Annotated in this window: 18 protein-coding genes; 11 read left to right on the forward strand and 7 right to left on the reverse strand. The window is 62.1% G+C overall.

The features are described from left to right. Positions 1-5: 5 nt before the first annotated feature. Positions 6-1,229 carry a beta-ketoacyl synthase N-terminal-like domain-containing protein gene (locus QYQ99_RS01435; RefSeq protein ID WP_302091099.1) on the forward strand — a complete coding sequence of 408 codons (1,224 nt, stop codon included), beginning with the start codon at positions 6-8 and terminating at the stop codon, positions 1,227-1,229. A 25-nt stretch (positions 1,230-1,254) separates the two neighbouring features. Next, positions 1,255-1,968: a nitroreductase gene (locus QYQ99_RS01440; RefSeq protein ID WP_437439057.1), complete on the forward strand. Its 714-nt coding sequence runs from the start codon at positions 1,255-1,257 to the stop codon at positions 1,966-1,968. A gap of 557 nt (positions 1,969-2,525) precedes the next feature. Here the strand turns inward: QYQ99_RS01440 and QYQ99_RS01445 are convergent. The 4 genes from QYQ99_RS01445 to QYQ99_RS01460 form a co-directional block, all read right to left on the reverse strand. Further along, on the reverse strand, positions 2,526-3,326 hold the full coding sequence (locus tag QYQ99_RS01445) for a MetQ/NlpA family ABC transporter substrate-binding protein (RefSeq protein WP_302091100.1): 801 nt from the start codon (positions 3,324-3,326) through the stop codon (positions 2,526-2,528). A gap of 203 nt (positions 3,327-3,529) precedes the next feature. Further along, positions 3,530-3,838 carry a single-stranded DNA-binding protein gene (locus QYQ99_RS01450; RefSeq protein WP_302091101.1) on the reverse strand — a complete coding sequence of 103 codons (309 nt, stop codon included), beginning with the start codon at positions 3,836-3,838 and terminating at the stop codon, positions 3,530-3,532. A 143-nt stretch (positions 3,839-3,981) separates the two neighbouring features. Then, positions 3,982-4,647, reverse strand: a complete 666-nt coding sequence (locus tag QYQ99_RS01455; RefSeq protein WP_003055731.1) for a methionine ABC transporter permease — start codon at positions 4,645-4,647, stop codon at positions 3,982-3,984. 5 nt (positions 4,648-4,652) lie between these two features. After that, positions 4,653-5,699 carry a methionine ABC transporter ATP-binding protein gene (locus tag QYQ99_RS01460; protein ID WP_302091102.1) on the reverse strand — a complete coding sequence of 349 codons (1,047 nt, stop codon included), beginning with the start codon at positions 5,697-5,699 and terminating at the stop codon, positions 4,653-4,655. 328 nt (positions 5,700-6,027) lie between these two features. Between QYQ99_RS01460 and QYQ99_RS01465 the strand changes: the two genes are divergently transcribed. The 4 genes from QYQ99_RS01465 to QYQ99_RS01480 all read left to right on the forward strand — a co-directional run bounded on the left by QYQ99_RS01465 (position 6,028) and on the right by QYQ99_RS01480 (position 11,271). Further along, positions 6,028-6,438 carry a hypothetical protein gene (locus QYQ99_RS01465; protein ID WP_302093085.1) on the forward strand — a complete coding sequence of 137 codons (411 nt, stop codon included), beginning with the start codon at positions 6,028-6,030 and terminating at the stop codon, positions 6,436-6,438. Between the two features lie 420 nt (positions 6,439-6,858). Continuing rightward, the gene (locus tag QYQ99_RS01470) at positions 6,859-8,244 is read left to right on the forward strand and encodes a DUF1329 domain-containing protein (protein ID WP_302091103.1); all 1,386 of its coding nucleotides are present in this window, start codon (positions 6,859-6,861) and stop codon (positions 8,242-8,244) included. Between the two features lie 124 nt (positions 8,245-8,368). Further along, positions 8,369-9,766, forward strand: coding sequence for a DUF1254 domain-containing protein (locus QYQ99_RS01475; RefSeq protein WP_302091104.1), 1,398 nt, complete (start codon positions 8,369-8,371; stop codon positions 9,764-9,766). A gap of 17 nt (positions 9,767-9,783) precedes the next feature. Further along, on the forward strand, positions 9,784-11,271 hold the full coding sequence (locus tag QYQ99_RS01480; protein ID WP_302091105.1) for an MBL fold metallo-hydrolase: 1,488 nt from the start codon (positions 9,784-9,786) through the stop codon (positions 11,269-11,271). On the opposite strand, the gene QYQ99_RS01485 is transcribed toward QYQ99_RS01480, so the two are convergent. After that, complete coding sequence (locus QYQ99_RS01485; protein ID WP_302091106.1) at positions 11,272-12,177, reverse strand: MBL fold metallo-hydrolase; 906 nt, start codon at positions 12,175-12,177, stop codon at positions 11,272-11,274. 94 nt (positions 12,178-12,271) lie between these two features. Between QYQ99_RS01485 and QYQ99_RS01490 the strand changes: the two genes are divergently transcribed. Genes QYQ99_RS01490 through QYQ99_RS01500 form a run of 3 tightly spaced genes read left to right on the forward strand, consistent with a single transcriptional unit; the run spans position 12,272 to position 13,494 of the window. After that, positions 12,272-12,616, forward strand: coding sequence for an ArsR/SmtB family transcription factor (locus tag QYQ99_RS01490; protein WP_302091107.1), 345 nt, complete (start codon positions 12,272-12,274; stop codon positions 12,614-12,616). Continuing rightward, on the forward strand, positions 12,613-13,056 hold the full coding sequence (locus QYQ99_RS01495) for a YeeE/YedE family protein (RefSeq protein WP_302091108.1): 444 nt from the start codon (positions 12,613-12,615) through the stop codon (positions 13,054-13,056). Before QYQ99_RS01490 ends, QYQ99_RS01495 begins: the two co-directional genes overlap by 4 nt. An 18-nt stretch (positions 13,057-13,074) precedes the next feature. Continuing rightward, positions 13,075-13,494, forward strand: a complete 420-nt coding sequence (locus QYQ99_RS01500; RefSeq protein ID WP_302091109.1) for a YeeE/YedE family protein — start codon at positions 13,075-13,077, stop codon at positions 13,492-13,494. A gap of 185 nt (positions 13,495-13,679) precedes the next feature. Here QYQ99_RS01500 and QYQ99_RS01505 read toward each other — a convergent pair whose 3' ends face one another. Further along, positions 13,680-14,600 carry a LysR family transcriptional regulator gene (locus QYQ99_RS01505; RefSeq protein ID WP_302091110.1) on the reverse strand — a complete coding sequence of 307 codons (921 nt, stop codon included), beginning with the start codon at positions 14,598-14,600 and terminating at the stop codon, positions 13,680-13,682. A gap of 177 nt (positions 14,601-14,777) precedes the next feature. On the opposite strand from QYQ99_RS01505, the gene QYQ99_RS01510 reads away from it, so the two are divergent. Further along, complete coding sequence (locus QYQ99_RS01510; RefSeq protein ID WP_302091111.1) at positions 14,778-15,449, forward strand: orotate phosphoribosyltransferase; 672 nt, start codon at positions 14,778-14,780, stop codon at positions 15,447-15,449. Continuing rightward, on the forward strand, positions 15,446-16,702 hold the full coding sequence (locus QYQ99_RS01515) for a hydantoinase/carbamoylase family amidase (RefSeq protein WP_302091112.1): 1,257 nt from the start codon (positions 15,446-15,448) through the stop codon (positions 16,700-16,702). Before QYQ99_RS01510 ends, QYQ99_RS01515 begins: the two co-directional genes overlap by 4 nt. A 163-nt stretch (positions 16,703-16,865) precedes the next feature. Here QYQ99_RS01515 and QYQ99_RS01520 read toward each other — a convergent pair whose 3' ends face one another. Continuing rightward, positions 16,866-17,135: a hypothetical protein gene (locus QYQ99_RS01520; RefSeq protein WP_302091113.1), complete on the reverse strand. Its 270-nt coding sequence runs from the start codon at positions 17,133-17,135 to the stop codon at positions 16,866-16,868. Positions 17,136-17,394: the final 259 nt, after the last annotated feature.

A 17,394-nucleotide genomic window follows, 5' to 3' on the forward strand; every position in this document is an offset into this window, starting at 1 on the left:
GGCCCATGCCAAGCAAGACCCCCATCATTGCCTGGGCGCGCAGCCCGGTGGCGCCGATCGGCTCGGCCCTGGCCCGGCTCAGCCCCCATGAGCTGGGCCAGCCGCTGCTGCTGTCACTGCTGCAGCAAAGCGGCTTGCCGGCCCACGCTGTGGATGCGGTCGTCGTCGGCAACGCCCTGGGCGCTGGCGGCAACCCGGCGCGCATGCTGGCACTGGCCGCAGGCCTGCCCGATGGCTGCGCCGCGCACACCATCGATACCCAGTGCTGCTCCGGCCTGGATGCCGTGGCCATGGCCGTGGGTCTGCTGCAATCGGGTCAGGCCGAGGTGGTGATTGCAGGCGGCATCGAGGCCTGGAGCCGCGCCCCCATTCGCCAGACCCGCCCGCAGCACCCCGGCGAGCAACCCCAGGGCTACGAGCGTCCGCCATTTGCCCCCGATCCCGCGCGCGACCCCGATATGCTGCAGTCGGCTGCCGACTATGCGCTCACGCATGGCTTCAGCCGCAGCCAGCAGGAGCAGTATGCGCTGCTCAGCCACGGCCGGGCCCTGGCCGCCCAGGCGCATCTCGCCCCGGAAATCGTGCCCGTGGCCGGGCTTGCGGCAGACGCCTATCCGCGTGCCCTCCAAGCCGGGCGTGCCGCGCGCATGCCGGCGGTGGCACGGGGCTGCAGCCAAGCCGCCAGTCCCGGCGATATCGCCGCCCATGCGCTCAGCCCCCTGACCATTTCGGCCAAGGCCGATGGCGCGGCCCTGCTGTTGCTGGCTACGCCCGAGGCCTGCGCCCGCTGGAATCTGCAGCCACGCGCACAATGGCTGGCCAGCGCCAGCGTGGGCGCTGCGCCAGAAACACCGCTGCTGGCCGCCATCGCGGCGGCGCGCATGGCGCTGGCCCGAGGCAGCGATGCGCTGGCCGGGTCGCACAAGTCGCCCTTGCTGGCCCAGGATCTTTCGGCCATCGAACTGCATGACGCCTTTGCCGTGCAAGGCCTGGCCTTTTGCGCCGCCATGGGCCTTGCGCCAGAGCAGATCAACAGCGCGGGCGGCGGCCTGGCGCGCGGCCACCCGATAGGCGCCTCAGGCGCGATTGCGCTGGTGCGCTGCCTGGCTCAGCTTGCGTATCAGGCCCAGTCATCGACACCCAAGGCCGCACTCGGCCTGGCGGCCATTGCCGGAGCCGGCGGCATTGGCGCGGCAACCCTGGTGCAATGGCTGCAAGCCACTCCTTGAACTCATTTTTGATAGCTACTACCCCATGTCAAGCAAAGGCTCAGCTGCTACAACACTTGAAAGCATCGACTTGCCGGCAGGCATGGCGCTGATGCAGCAGCGCCGCTCCACACGTGCTTTCCTGCCCGATGCCGTGCCTGATGCGCTGCTGCATCAGTTGCTGCTGACGGCGCGCCAGGCGCCCAGCGGCGGCAATCTGCAGCCGGGCCAGTTGATCGCCGTGGGCGGCAAGCTGCGCGAGCAACTGACTGCCGCCCTGCTGCAGGACGTTGAAAGCCAGGTGCCCGAATGCGAGGATTACGCCTACTTTCCGCGCCCCATGCCCATGCAGCTGCGCAAGCGCCAGGTGGCTTCGGCCCAGGCGCTTTACGGCGCCCTGGGCGTGACACGCGACGACCGCGCCGGACGCGAAGCGCAGTTTGCGCGCAACTACCGCTTCTTCGATGCGCCCGTGGCGCTGGTCGTCACCATCGACGCCCATTACGGCCCCGGCGGCTACATGGATCTGGGCATGACGCTCTACGGCCTGCAACTGGCAGCCGCCGCCATGGGCCTGGGCAGCTGCGCCATCGGAGCCCTGGCCTCGTACCCGGCCACCGTGCGCCGCGTGCTGGGCCTGGCCGAGAACAAGCACATCGTCTGCGGCCTGGCCCTGGGCTGGGCCGACGAGACCGCTCCCGTCAACCAGACCCAGACCACGCGTGCGCCGCTGGGCGAGTGGTTTCAGGCCATGGAATAGCAAAAAAATAATAGCTGTCAGCGCAATACAGCAATAGATTTCAATGTGTTTTCTATCTTAAATCCAATAGCATAAAGCGATAGCAGCTATTTAATAAATAGCAATAAAGCGCAATAAAGAACAATAAAGAGCAATCAAAAAGCGCTGCAAGTGCAGCGCTTCGTTCAATGCCTCAAGGACAGTCATACCCCGGCAAGGCGACAGCAAGCAAGCGCCGCCTCGCAGCGAGGCTGTCTTCCCCCTTGGGTTAAGCCAAGTTAAACGCCTCAAATAAATGAGCTGCTAGCGCCATCCAGCAATAGATTTCAAGGTGTTTTCTATCTGAAATCGAATAGCATAAAGCGATAGCAGCTATTTAATAAATAGCAACAAAGCGCAATAAAGAACAATAAAGAGCAATAAAAAAGCGCTGCAAGTGCAGCGCTTCGTTCAATGCCTCAAGAGCAAGCTTACCCCGGCAAGGCGACAGCAAGCAAGCGCCGCCGCACAGCGAGGCTGTCGTCCCCGCTGGGGACGCCTGGCCAGGGGAAGGCGCGAAGCGCCTCAGGGGGTAGCCATCAGAACGCCGGGAAGACCGAGCCCTTGAACTCCTTGTCGATGAACTGGCGCACCTCGTCGGAGTGATAGGACTTGATCAGCTGGGCGACCCAGGGCTGATTCTTGTCGGCATCGCGCACCACCATGATGTTCACATAGGGGTTCTTGGCCGACTCCAGCGCAATCGCATCCTTCTTGGGATTCAGACCGGCAGAGATCGCGAAATTGGTGTTGACGGTGGAAGCCTCCAGGTCGTCCAGCGAACGCGGCAATTGGGCCGCATCCAGCTCGACGAACTTGAGCTTCTTGGGGTTGGACACCACATCCAGCGGCGTCGCCTTCAGGCCCGCGCCCTCCTTGAGCTTGATCAGACCCTGCGACTGCAGTAGCAGCAGCGCGCGGCCGCCATTGGTGGGGTCGTTGGGGAGGCCGAACTTGGCGCCGGTGGGAAGCTCGGACAAAGCCTTGATCTTCTTGGAGTAGATGCCGATCGGGAAATTCACCGTGTCGGCCACCCAGCTGATCTTGTAGCCACGATCCTTGATCTGGGCATCCAGATAGGGGCGGTGCTGGTAGCTGTTGGCATCCAGGTCGCCGGCGGCCAGCGCCGCATTGGGCTGGACATAGTCGCCGAACTCGATGACCTTGAGGTTCAGACCGTTCTTGGCAGCAACCTTTTTGACCACTTCCATGATCTGCGCGTGAGGGCCGGCGGTCACGCCGATCTTGATGGTCTTGTCCTGGGCCTGGGCGGCAAAGCCCAGAGTGGCCGTAGCAGCCACAGCCAATGTGGTGCGCAAAAGCGAGCGCTTGTTCAACATGCAGATTCCTTGTGCCAAAGATTGAGAGTGGCTAAGACTGTAGCGTCAGTTTCATGTGCCAGAGCGCTGTTTCTTAGACAGATTGCTCAGATGCAAACTACAGATTGGCAATGCAAGCCCCACCGGGTTGCATGCGACAACCCAGACGCCCACAAAAAAGCCCGCTCCTTCACGGTGGCGGGCTTGTCTGCATGCGCAGGCTGTCAAAGATCGGACATCGTGGGCGCTGCCAGCACCTGCTGGGCCACCACGTCGAGCACGGCGTGGGACTCGTCCTGCCTGTCGATCCAGACCTTGGGCGTGAAGCTGCCGCGCAGGGCAATCGCATCGCCTTCGGAGAGACTGCGCAGCACGGCGCAGGGTGCATTGTCAAAAGCGACGATATTCACGGGAATCGAGGAGCCATCGCCGGCATTGGCTCGCATGCGGGCCACCATATAGGGGCGGCGGTTGCGGTCTACGCGACTCTCGGGGACGCCGGTCAGTCGGCCGGTAATCAAACCATCCATCATTTGCTGTTATCTACCCAGAAAAAATCATGGCCGCTTTTGAGCACGAGCGGCCTTTCAAAAAATTTTGAACTTGTATTTTAGAGGGGGCAGCCTGTTTCCGGGCAGCAACCCTTTTCTTAATTTTTGGTAATGTTCACTGCTGCTCAGCGATGGCTCAGGCGTCGCACGGCCCAGTCACCCAGGCTTTGAATGGCCTGCACAAAGAAGATCAGGATGATCACCACAACCAGCATCACGTCGGGCAGAAAGCGCTGGTAGCCGTAGCGGATACCCAGGTCGCCCAGGCCGCCGCCGCCAATGGCACCTGCCATGGCCGAGTAGCCGGTCAGGCTGACGAAGCTGATGGTCAGGCCCGCGACGATGCCGGGCAGCGCCTCGGGCAGCAGCACCTTCCAGACGATCTGGCCGGTGGTCGCACCCATGGACTGGGCCGCTTCGATCAGCCCGCCATCGACCTCGCGCAAGGCGGTCTCCACCAGCCGAGCCACAAACGGCGCCGCCGCAATCGTCAGCGGCACCACGGCCGCCCAGGTGCCGATGGAGGAGCCCGTGATCAGACGCGTCAGCGGAATGATGGCCACCAGCAAGATGATGAAGGGGGTGGAGCGCAGCGCATTCACGATCCAGCCCACGACCTTGTTGGCCGGGCCGTTCTGCAAGATGCCGCCATGGTCGGTCAGGCGCAGGAAGACGCCCAGCGGAATACCGATCAGACCGCCGATCAGGCCCGAGATGCCGACCATGATCAGCGTCTCCCAGAAGGAATCCAGCAACAGCTGGAGCATCATTTCCGAAAAATTCTCAAACATCGCTCTCAATCCTTGCTGGACACGATCTGCACTTGCACACCGCTGGCACGCAGGTGCTCCACGGCAGCATCAATCTTGGCGGCCTCGCCGCTGGCGTACACCGCCAGCGAGCCAAAGGTCTGCTCCTGGATCTCGTCGATCTGCCCGTGCAGAATCGACAGATCCAGACCCAGCTCGCGAATCAGGTGCGAGAGAATCGGCTGATAGGCGCTCTCGCCCGCATAGGACAGGCGCAGCAGCTGGCCTTGCTGGCCGGGCTGCAGCTGGGCGGCCAGCTGGTTCACGCGCTTCATCACCGACTCGGGCAGTTGCTGGGGCACGATTTCGTCAATCAGGCTCTTGGTGATCGTCTGCTGAGGGCGGGTGAAGACATCGATCACGGGCCCCAGCTCGGCAATCTCGCCACCGTCGATCACGGCCACGCGGTCGGCAATCTGCTTGATCACCAGCATCTGGTGGGTGATCAGCACCACGGTCACGCCCAGCTCGCGGTTGACCTTGCGCAGCAGATCCAGAATGGAGCGCGTGGTTTCGGGGTCCAGCGCCGAAGTGGCCTCGTCGCTGAGCAGCACCTTGGGGTTGCTGGCCAGCGCCCGGGCAATGCCCACGCGCTGTTTCTGGCCGCCGGAAATCTGTGCCGGATAGCGGTCGGCCAGATGATCCAGACCCACCAGCTCCAGCAGCGGCGTCACGCGCTGGTAGATCTCGTCCTTGGAAATACCGGCCAGCTCCAGCGGCAGGGCCACGTTGTCATACACGGTGCGGGACGACAGCAGGTTGAAGTGCTGAAACACCATGCCGATGTCGCGGCGCGCTGCGCGCAGCTCGGCGTCGGACAGCTGCATGAGGTCGCGTCCGTTGACGATGACCTTGCCGTCCGAGGGGCGGTTGAGCAGATTCAGGCAGCGCACCAGAGAGCTTTTGCCCGCGCCGGAGCGGCCGATGATGCCGAACACCTCGCCCGAAGCGATTTCCAGATTGATGCCACGCAAGGCGTGCACCGGGCCCTTGGGGCCTTGGTATGTCAGGGATAAATCCCGAATTTCTATCATGAAAAATACTGCGAATCACGCATGAATAATGCGCTTGACGCTATAAAAAGTGATTGATCCCATCCCAGCTGCAGCGCTGCTGGGCAGCGGGCAATGCAGGCCTTCGTTCTGGTAGAGGCCGGCAGATCAAGCCAGCCTACTTTTAGTAGTAACCCTCAATAATGCCTGAGTCTAGGCAAACCTGAGAGCAACTGGGACAAGTGAATTCACTTATGGCGCCGCCAGCACGCCATCCAACGCAGGCCTTGCCCGGGCCTGTCCCCACTGGCGGCACGGCCTTGCAGGCCTTAGCATGCTGGCATCTGCCCCTGGTTTTCTCTGCCGCCCTATGCAGCCGCCCCCCCTGCCCATCCGTGTTGAATGCCCGCCCGGTGCCTGCGACTGCCGGCGCGAACTGCTGCTTGGCACGCCGGGTTCGGATCTGCGCATTCTGCAGCTCACGCGCGAGGAAGAGAAAAAGCTGCTGCAACGCCTGGAGAGCATCAGCAGCCTGGTCGATCTTGAGCATATGCAGCAGCGCATTCACACGCTCCTGGGTCTGGAGATACGCATCACCCCCGGCAACAACGAGGTGCGCACCATGCGCGGCATCCAGATCGACCTCGGCGACATGCCCGGTCTATGCCGCAAAACGCGCCAGAGCATTCCCGCCGCGATCCGCAAGGGGCTGGAGCGCAGGCCCGAGATTGCCTGGGCCCTGCTGGATGCGCATGACCTGTTTGGCATGCCCGGCAGCTGAGCCAAGCACCGGCAAGGCCTGACAACAAAGCAGGCACTTCGCCACCTGGGTCTTCAGACAGGGCTAGTCCTTGCGGCCTAGGTCGCCCGGCCCATGGCGGCCTTTCGCTTTCAAAAGCACCACGCCGGCCCTCCCTCAAGCGCATTTTCATCTTGGTTTTCCCGAGGTCGGACACCACAGGTTTTCCCTTGCCTGATCGATTCGGCGCGGGGCTGGAGCAGCAGTCTGTCTCTGAGGCGACTTCGCTAGGCCTTAAGGGCTAGTCCAAACGCGTGATGGTGAGCCGCAAAGCTCGCTTGAACATTGAATTCATCGACAGGCGCCAAGCCAGTGACTAGCTGTCTTGGACTAGACCTTGGCCCGATTCGCGGGCAGATCGATAGTGCAAATGCTGCACACATACATCTTTGAGGAATCGTGATGGAAAGCAACGTGAGCTACCGCGCCCTGATCGCACTGACCGTGACCAGCGTCATGGCTGGTACAGCCGCCGCCAAAGGCAGCCCCGAAGACATTGAAAAGCTGGGCAAGTCCTTGACCTGTATCGGAGCCGAAAAGGCCGGCACTGCCAGCGGCGTGCCCGAATACACCGGCAAATGGCTGGGAACGCCGCCTGGAATTCAGTACACGCCGCATACGGGTCAGCACCCGGTGGACCCCTATGCCAGTGAAAAGCCCTTGTTCTCCATCACGGCCGAGAATGCGGCCCAGTACGCCGCCAACCTGACCGAGGGCCAGAAGGCCATGTTTGCGCGCTACCCCAAGACCTTCAGCATTCCCGTGTATCCGGGCCACCGCGACTTCCGCTATCCGGACTTTGCCTGTGCCTCGGCCAAAGTCAATGCGCAGAACGCCGTGATCAGCGCCGACGGAATGGGTGCCGACAACGCGGTCAAAGGGGCAATCCCCTTCCCCTTCCCCAAGACCGGCATGGAGCTGGCCTTCAACAACCTGTTTCCGCTGCGCTCATTCACCGAACACACACTGCGTGACAACGCCTATGTGATGCAGGATGGCTCCACCGTCTTCGGCCGCGCCGACAACCGCAGCATGAGCCTGCTGAACTCCCCCGAGCAGGCAGGCAAGCCGCTGGAAGGCACCATGGCCCAGGGCATGAATGCGGTCAAGCTGCCCGAGCGCGAGAAAGGCGGGGTCAGCGTCAGCCGGGAGCCGGTCAACTTCGGCAAGGACAAGCGCCTGGGCTGGAGCTATGACCCGGGCACACGCCGGGTGCGCCAGATTCCCGAGTACGGTTTTGACCAGCCCATGGGGGGCGGCGTGGGCGCCAAGATGACGATTGACTCCGACCGTCTCTTCAATGGTTCGCCCGAGCGCTACAACTGGAAGAATCTGGGCAAGAAGGAAATCTACATTCCCGCCAACGCGTACAAGATTCACGCCAATACCGTGAAGTACGCCGACCTGCTCAAGCCCGGCCATGCCAACCCCGACTACATGCGCTACGAACTGCGCCGCGTCTGGGTGCTGGAAGCCACGCTCAAGGAAGGCTATCGCCATCTCTATGGCAAGCGCGTGCTTTTCCTTGATGAAGACACCGGCCACGCCGTGATGAGCGACTTCTACGATGCACGCGGCAATCTGTGGCAGCAAGGCCTCATCAATTACTACTACGCGTTCGACTCCAACGCCTGGCATGCAGGCACGGCCTTCTACCACGACCTGATTGGCGGCGGCTATGTGGCCTACAACCTGTTCCAGGAGCGCCCCAAGGGCCCCGTGCTCAACAAGGGGGACATGAATCCCTCCATGTTCACCCCTGAAGCCACGCGCAACGCCGGCACCTGAGCGGCCTGTTCCCCCAGGAGCGGCCAGCACGCGCTGCATGCGGTGCTCGCCGCAGAAAGAACCGGACCGGGCTGGAAGAAGCCACCGGCCCCGGCCATCACCACCAACACACCATTTCCATCACATGTCAAAGTTGAACCGCGCCGGGCTGCGCGCCATGGCGGCTGCTGCATTGGGCCTTTGCCTGGGCATGGCCCATGCCCAGACGCCCGCTGCCACCGAAGAGCAGGCTCTGGACAGCCTGATCCGTGAGGCCATGCTCTATGCCTACCCCTATCAGGAATTCATGAAAATGCGACATGAAGCCCTGGAGGTCAAGGACTCGCCCACCGCCACCACGCTCAACCACTTCCGCCACTCGCGCCACCTGGCCACGCCCAAGGACCGCTGGGCCAACGGCCCGATTCGCGACACCTTCTACTCCACCGCCTGGCTGGATCTCGAAAAGTCTCCCCTGGTGCTGTCCCTGCCCGAAACCCATGGCCGCTACTACGTGATCGCCATGATCGGGGCAGACCTCAACACCTTCTCCTACGTGGGCCGGCGTATTGGCGGCACCAAGGCACGCAAGGTGGCCCTGGTCGGCCCGCGCTGGAGCGGCAAGATCCCGCAGGTCGACCAGATCGTGCGCGCGCCCACGCGGGACGTCTATCTGAATCTGCGCGTGCTGGTCACCGGTGAAGATGACCTCAAGACCGCCCATGCAGTACAGGATGGGTTTCGCATGGAGCCTGTGCTCAAGTCCCACGAAGAGAGCCCGAAGATCAAGCCGCAAGCCCAGGACTGGAGCCTCTTTGTCGATGTGAGCAATGAGGCCCTGGTGCGCAACCCACCGCCCGCCGCAGAGCAAGCACTGCTGCAGCGCTTTGCCAGCGTGGGCATCTGCGGCAAGGCCTGCAGCTGGGACAAGCTGCCCGAGGCCGTGCAGCAGCGCTGGCGGGCTTTGGCACCCGAGATCGAGAAAAACGAACTCAAAAATCGCCTGAATGCCGACCGCAAGACGGCTGAGCCTGGACGCAGAAACGGCTGGACTCCTTATCGCCTGCCGGACGGCTTTGGCACAAACTACGCCATGCGTGCCCAATCGGCAGCCATGTCGGGCGGCATTCTTGGGCTGACCGCAGCAGAAGCCACCTATTTCGCTGCCAGTGTGGACGGCAACAATCAGGCGCTCGGCAAGGGACAGGCTTACCGCCTACATCTGCCCCAAGGTCGCCTGCCCTCCGATGCCTTCTGGTCCATCTCCCTCTATGAGTTTGTGACCGGAGGCCAGTACATGGTGGACAACCCCATCAACCGCTACTCCATTGGCGACCGCACCAAGGGCATGAAGTTCAACGCCGACGGCAGCCTGGACATCTGGTTGCAGCCCACAGACCCGGGCCCTGAAAAGCGTGCCAACTGGCTGCCCACGCCCGAGAAGAACCTGTTCTATCTGATGGCCCGCGCCTACCAGCCCTGGCCCGAGGTGCAAGACCCTTCGTGGATCCTGGAGCCGGTTCAACGAATCAGCCCCCAATGAATGCAGTGATGGCAAACATGAAAAAAATATCTCGGCTCTCCCGATACGCCTTTGTCACGGCCCTGGCACTGAGCCCGCTCGGTCCGGGCACGGCCAGCGCCCACGATCAGGATGATCGCGGAGGTTCAGGAGCGAAAAGCCCCGCCGTGCTTGCTGCCCGCGCCCAGGTGTTCAAGGCCAATCCGCAGATGGTCAGCTCCATCATGGAAGGCGGTGGCTTTGGCACCGAGCTGTCGTATGCAGTGGCCAACAGCATGTACAGCCGAACCGATCAGAACGCCATTGCAGATGCCCGAGCCAGGCTCAAAGTCGAGGCTGTGGCTCCACGCACCTGGCTGCTGCGTTTTCCCATCGTCAATGTGGTGGTCTTCGAGACCGACGAAGGCCTGGTCTTGGTCGATAGCGGCTACGCACCTGCAGGCCCGGCCTTGGCCGAGGCGCTGAGCAAGCTCAGCGACAAGCCGCTGCACACCGTCATCCTCACGCACTTTCATGCCGACCACGCCTTTGGCGCCTGGGCGCTGATGGATCAGAAGCCGCGTGTAGTGACCGAGCAGCGCTTCATCTCCCAGATGGAGCTGGACATGCGCAGCAACGGTCTGATCGCGCGCAACAACCAGCAAAGCGTAGCCGACGTGCCGCGCACCTGGGCAGATGCAGTTCGGCCCACCCAGACTTTCAGGGACAAGACCACACTCAAAATTGGCGGCGAAGACTTTGTGCTGACCCATGCGCGCGGCGAGACCGAAGACCAGATATGGGTTGCCGTTCCAGGCCGGAAAATCGTGGCCAGCGCGGATTATTTCCAGGGTTTTCTGCCCAATGCAGGCAACGGCAAGCGACGCCAGCGCTACCCCGAGGAGTGGGCCCAGGCCCTGCGCGACATGGCTGCACTCAAGCCCGAGCTGCTGCTGCCGGCGCATGGCCCGGCCATCACCAAGCACGAGGAAATTCAGGACCGACTGCCCGCCCAGGCCCAGATGCTGGACAGCATCTCCAGGCAGGTGGTGGCAGGCCTGAACAGCGGCGAGCGCCGTGATCTGGTGATTGACAAGGTCGCACTGCCGCCGGAGCTGGCCGGGCGAAGCGATGCACGCGAGCTATATGTGTCTGCCAAGGACATCGGCCGCATGGTGGTCAGCGAGTACAGCGGCTGGTGGGACGATATTCCATCGCACTGGCGCCCAGCGCCCCTGGCCCATGAGGCCAAAGAAATCGTGCAGCTGGCCGGCGGTGCCAGGCAGGTGATTCGGCGTGCCACAGCCTTGGCCGACCGCAACCCGGAGCTGGCCTCGCATCTGGCCGACTGGGCCTGGTACGCAGACAGCGACGACCCCGAGGTGGCCCAGGGGGCGCTGAACGTCTATGCCCGCCGTGTCGCCAAGCCTCTGCCCACGCAGGAAGTGCTGGTCTATGCCGAGCACATGGTGCGCCTGCAGCTCAAGCTCAATGAGCTGAACAGCGCACGCGAGCCCAGCGTCAGTCAGAGCAGCACAGTGCATTAATCACTGCTGCAGGCCCTGCGGAAGCTGCCCATTCTTGGCAAAGGCATTGATGGGCAGCTGAATATAGGTGCGGCCATCGTCCTGTGCAGGCGGCAGCTTGCCGGCACGCACATTGACCTGCACTGAGGGCAGAATCAGCGTGGGCATCTCCAGCGTGGCGTCGCGGGCAGTGCGCATCTGCACGAACTCAGCTTCGCTGATGCCATCATGCACATGGATGTTGCCGCTGCGCTGGGCCTGCACCGTGGTCTGCCAACACGGCTTGCGCCCCGCCGGCGGGTAATCGTGGCAGACAAAGATGCGGGTCTGCTCAGGTAGTTCAAGAATGCGCCGAATCGAACGATAGAGCGTCGCCGCATCGCCGCCGGGAAAGTCGGCACGTGCCGTGCCCACATCGGGCATGAACAGGGTATCGCCTACAAACACGGCATCCTCCACACGGTAGGCCATATCGGCAGGAGTATGGCCGGGCACATGCATGGCCAGCAACTCCAGCTGCCCCAGCGGCAGACGTTCGCCATCCTGCACCAGATGGTCGAACTGGCTGCCGTCGGGCAAGAAGCTGCGCTCGAAGTGATAGATCTTGCGAAACACGGCCTGCACATCGCAGATATGGGCTCCGATCGCCACCTTGCCGCCCAGATGATGGCGAATATGCTGGGCTGCGGAGAGATGATCCGCATGGGCGTGGGTTTCCACAATCCACTGCAGCTGCCAGCCATTGCCTCGCACATAGTCGATCAGCTTGTCCGCGGAACGGCTGCTCAGGGTGCCGGATTTAGGCTCGAAATCCAGCACCGGGTCGATCACTGCGACCTGGCCACTGATCGTATCGGCCAGAACATAGCTCACAGTGCCGGTTACTGTATCAAAAAACGGCTCGATATGCATCACATTGGTTGACATGGCGACTCCTAAAACGATGTACCCGAAACACTGAAGTACACCAACTAGTTTACTTTTTTATATAATATATGAAAATATTTTGAAAAGCGAAACCGTGAACTCATCAACCTTTGACCAAGCACAGTCCACGCTGGATTTGCATGCCATGCGAACCCATGCGGGTGAAGCTGTGGCCATGCTCAAGCTGCTGGGCAATGAAGACCGACTGCTGCTGCTGTGCCAGCTCTCCCTGCAAGAGCGCACCGTGGGCGAGCTGGAGCAACTGACAGGCGTGTCCCAGCCGACCCTGTCCCAGCAACTGGGCATTCTGCGGCGTGAGGGTCTGGCCACCACCCGCCGCGAAGGCAAATTCATCTGGTATCAGCTGGCCGATGTCCGCGCCCTTGAGCTGATGCAAACCTTGTATCAATTGTTCTGCCAAACAGGAGAGACAACATGAATATCTTATGGAGTGAATTCACGCCCTGGACATCGCTGGCCGGTGGCCTGCTGATCGGCCTGTCCGCAGCCCTGCTCATTGTCTTGCTGGGTCGCGTGGCCGGCATCAGCGGCATTGTCGGGGCCTTGCTGCAATTGCCGACCTGGTCCGCCATCAAGCAGTGGGGCTGGCGCCTGGCATTCATCGTGGGCATGGTTGCCGCGCCGTTGGTCTGGTCGCTGTTTGCCCCGCTGCCAGCCATGCAGCTGCCTTCCAGCCCGGCAGTCATCATTGCCGCCGGCCTGCTGGTGGGCTTTGGCACGCGCATGAGCTCGGGCTGCACCAGCGGCCACGGCGTGTGCGGCCTGTCGCGCCTGTCACCGCGCTCTCTGGCCGCTACGGTGACGTTTATCGCCACGGGCGCCATCACCGTGTTCGTGATGCGCCATGTCATTGCTTGAGCCTGCAAGGAGAACATCATGATCATCAATATTGCTGCCTTGCTCTGCGGATTGGTATTTGGCCTGGGTCTGATTCTTTCGGGTATGGGCAACCCCGCCAAGGTGCAGAACTTTCTGGATTTTTTCGGTCGATGGGATCCTTCGCTGGGTTTCGTCATGGGCGGAGCCATCGCCGTTGGCTTGATTGCCTTCACCTGGGCCAAGCGCCGCAAGACCGCTTTGTTGGGCGAGCCCATGCAACTGCCCACCAGCACCGTCATTGATCGCAAGCTGCTGACAGGCTCAGCCCTGTTTGGCATAGGCTGGGGGCTGGCAGGTTTTTGCCCCGGCCCGGCGCTGATGAATCTGGCGACCCTCACACCGCAAGTCTGGCTGTTTGTCGCCGCCATGCTGGCCGGCATGTGGGCGCAGCATCTGTGGGCTGCAAAGAAAAGCTGAGACCTGGCGGCGATTCGCTCAGAAGTCATCCACAAATCGACGTGCTGGGGCCGTGCAAGCTATCTGCATCACTTGCCCATAGTTTTGCAGGCACGCAATAGCAGACATCGGCCTTGACCGGCTGAAGTGGCCCCAGCCAAGACAGGCAAGCAGCGCCCATATTGCTTCATTCAATCCGCTCTGCCTCACTCCTTCGGCATCAGTGCCTGTGCAAAATGTCTGGCCGGTGCAGGCAGATCGGCAAAGCTATTGGCATACAGCTTGAGGCTGCGCTCCGCCCAGGCATCGGTCAGCGGCACCGCATGCAAAGCGCGAGCCTCGCCCAGTCTCTGGTATGCGCCTTCGGGCATGACGCCGACACCCAGCCCGCATTCGATCATTCGGCACATGGCACTGAGGCTGTCGACCTCGATGCGCTGGCGCAGCATGCGTCGGCCGGCGCGGGCTTGCTGATTGAGCACCTCCTGAACGATGCTGCTGTCGCGCAAACCGATCTGGGCGTAGTCCAGGGCTTCTTCATAGGCCAGCTCCTGATGCCGGGCCAGAGCGTGGTCGTTGGGCATGATCAGCACCATACGTTCATGCCGGTACGGCATGGACTCCAGCCCCTCGACTTCATCACTGGGACTGCAGACCCCCAGATCGGCCATGTGATCGCGCACGGCGCGCGCTACCGAGCGACTGGTTGCCTGACGCAGATCGATGCGGATGTCGGGATGATGCTTCACGAAGGCAGCAATATCCTCGGGCAAGAACTGCTCCACGGCCGAAGCATTGGCACTGAGGCGCACCAGCCCACGTACGCCCCGCGCATATTCGCCAAGGTCGTCGCGCAGGTGTTCGACACCCAGAAGAATCGTGCGCGCATGCTCGAGCAGCAACTCTCCAGCAGGGGTCGGGCGCACCCCGCGGGCATGGCGCAGCAGCAAGGGAGTGCGGGCCAGGGATTCCAGTTCGGCGACACGCTTGCTGACCGCCGAGGCGACCATGCCGCCCTGCTCGGCCGCCCGCGCAATACTGCCGTGCTCGCAGATCAGCACGAACAGATCCAGCGATGAAAGGTCTATCTGGCGCAGAAAGCTACGCGGCGAAGTGAAGTCGGACATGGGGCGATGACAAGCAGGCGCTCGGAAGCGCAGCCAGGAATTTCAGACAGGACGCAGCGCTCAACACCCAGACGCGCAGCTCAAGCCATCACGTTTTGGAACGGCTTGAGGAATTTTAGCCACTTCTTGCCGCAGGCCTGCCTACTTAACATGCCCACTTTGCAAACACACACGCTCATGCTTCTTTCCGCTTCCGACGCGCCACGCGTTGCCCAGGCCCTGGTCGGCCTCGGCGCTGTACGTATTGCTTCGCATCAACCGTTCATCTACACCTCGGGCTGGGCCAGCCCCGTCTATGTGGATGCCCAGGTCCTGATGTCCGATGTCGCTCTGCGCAGCGAAATCATGGACATCGCAGCCCGCTGCATGCGGCCACTGATTGCCGCCCGCGGCATCAATGCCATCGTGGGAACAGAAAGCTCGGGCATTGCCTTTTCGGCATGGCTGGCCGAGCGACTGGAGCTGCCCATGCTCTATTTGCGCAAGCGCCCTGTCGGCTGGGACATCACAGCCCAGCTCGAAGGCCGCCTACCTGCCGATGCCAAGGTCCTGCTGGTGGATGACGTCACCACCGATGGTCGCTCCAAGGCCGGGACGGTTGCCGCCCTGCGCCGCGCCGGCCCCGTGGTCGAGGACGTGCTGGTTCTGCTCGACTATGCGCTGTATGCCCCCCAGGCTGGCACGCTGGCCGATCACGCCTTGTCCCTGCATGCACTGGCGACCTGGAATCAGCTGCATGAAGCGCTGCTGGCGAGCGGACAGCTCAGTGCCGAGCAAAAGGCCACGCTGGCGGACTTCTCGGCCTCGCCTGTGGACTGGTCCATCCGACATGGAGGTAGCGGAGCATGATGGCCTGCAACACCATGACGGATACCAGCGCACTGGCGCAAGCCCTGCTGTCTGAAATTCGCGATGCCACCCGTGACGGCCTTGGCGTCACCCGTGAAAGCTATGGCGAAGGCGAGACAGCCGCGCTGCGCATACTTGAGGACCGGGCCGCAGATCTGGGCCTGGGTCATGAATGGGATCGAGCCGGCAACCTGTGGCTGAGCCTGCCAGAGGAGACCCGGACGGAGCCCTACGTCGTGGTCGGCTCGCATGCCGATTCCGTGCCACAGGGCGGCAACTTCGACGGACTGGCAGGCATTGTCGCCGGCATGCTGATGCTGCTTCAGCTGCGCGGCCGCCACGAACAGGCTCCGCCACTGCGCGTTCTGGCCCTGCGCGGCGAGGAAAGCGCCTGGTACGGCAAGGCCTACCTTGGCTCTCTGTCCCTGCTGGGCAAGCTGCCCGCCGCCACCTTGAAACGCCCGCACCGCGATGGCGCAGGCGTGCTCGGCGAGGCCATGTCGCGCTGCGGCGCCGATATCGACGCCATTCAACGCGCCGAGCCGCTGCTCGATCTCGCGAATGTATCGGCCTATCTGGAGCTGCACATAGAGCAGGGTCCGGTCATGGTCAATCGGGGCTGGCCGGTGGCCCTGGTTACAGGCATCCGCGGCAACATCCGCCACAACCTGATCCGCTGCATCGGCGAAACCGGCCACTCGGGTGCCGTGCCGCGCTGGCTGCGCAAGGATGCATTGCTGGCGGTTGCAGAGCTGCTGTCGCGCATGGACGAACACTGGCGCGTGCTGCTGCAGATGGGCATGGACATGGTGATGACCACGGGCATCTGCTCCACCTCGGCTCAATCGCATGCAGTTTCCGTCATTCCCGGCGAAGTGGCCTTCAGCTTCGAGGTACGCAGCCAGGACACCCAGACGCTGGAGCGCTTTTATACCCTGATGCGCGAAGAGTGCCAGGCCATAGAGCGCGCCCGCGGCGTGCGTTTCGAGTTCGACGAGCGCCTGTTCACGGAGCCTGCCACCATGGATGCAAGCTGGCTGAACCGTCTGGAAGCAGCCGCTGAGCAAGACATGAAGCTGGAGCGCATGGCAAGCGGTGCCGGCCATGATGCAGCAGTGTTTGCCAATGCAGGCGTGCCGTCGGCCATGGTCTTCATTCGCAACGAAAATGGCTCTCACAATCCGCATGAGGCCATGGACATCGGCGACTTCCTGGCAGGAGTCGATCTGCTGACCCGTGCGCTGATTGCCTGAACCCTGCCCGGTCCGGCCAGGCACTATTGAGGGCCTTGCCGAACCGTCGCTCTAATCACGCGACATCAACCTCTCAGCCGATTAGCTGATGAAATGCAGCTTGGTCCCGACCAAGCTGCACCGGAGATACCCTCTTCGGCTTCTCCTTGGCTTGCATCCGACGCTACGACATGCGGCAATCGTCGCCTTGCGATGTGCAAAGGCATCTGAACATCCAGGCATTCTTTTCCGTGGGAATGATGGATGTGATGCTGCTCTCCCTCATGACGATGAGCGTCATCGGCATCAGCGGCGTCATCGGCTCCATCGCCCGTTCTGCTAAGCAGATGACTCCCTTACCAGGATCTGCGCCAACAACTACTTCAGCACCGCTGACATTGTTGGAGGTGACGGAAAGGGCCGGCACCTGGAAGGTCTGGGCATCGATGCCCATGTGCAATTTGCACTAGAGCGCGCTCATTGTGCTGCAATGGCCCGCTAAATACACTGTCGACGCCCGTTGCTGAACCGTGCATTGAGCTCTTGGCGAACCGACTTAGTGAGCAAGTGATGGTTTTCGGCTGTAGAGCAGAATTCCAGGCCACGCCTCTTGCAGACCACGCCTCTCACAATACCTGCTATCGATATGAGCAGCCATCGCTTGGCAATCACTTGATGACGGCTTTCAGCCCTCACGAAGCATTGGCGTCACT

The organism is Comamonas testosteroni (assembly GCF_030505195.1).
GTDB lineage: Bacteria > Pseudomonadota > Gammaproteobacteria > Burkholderiales > Burkholderiaceae_C > Comamonas > Comamonas testosteroni_G.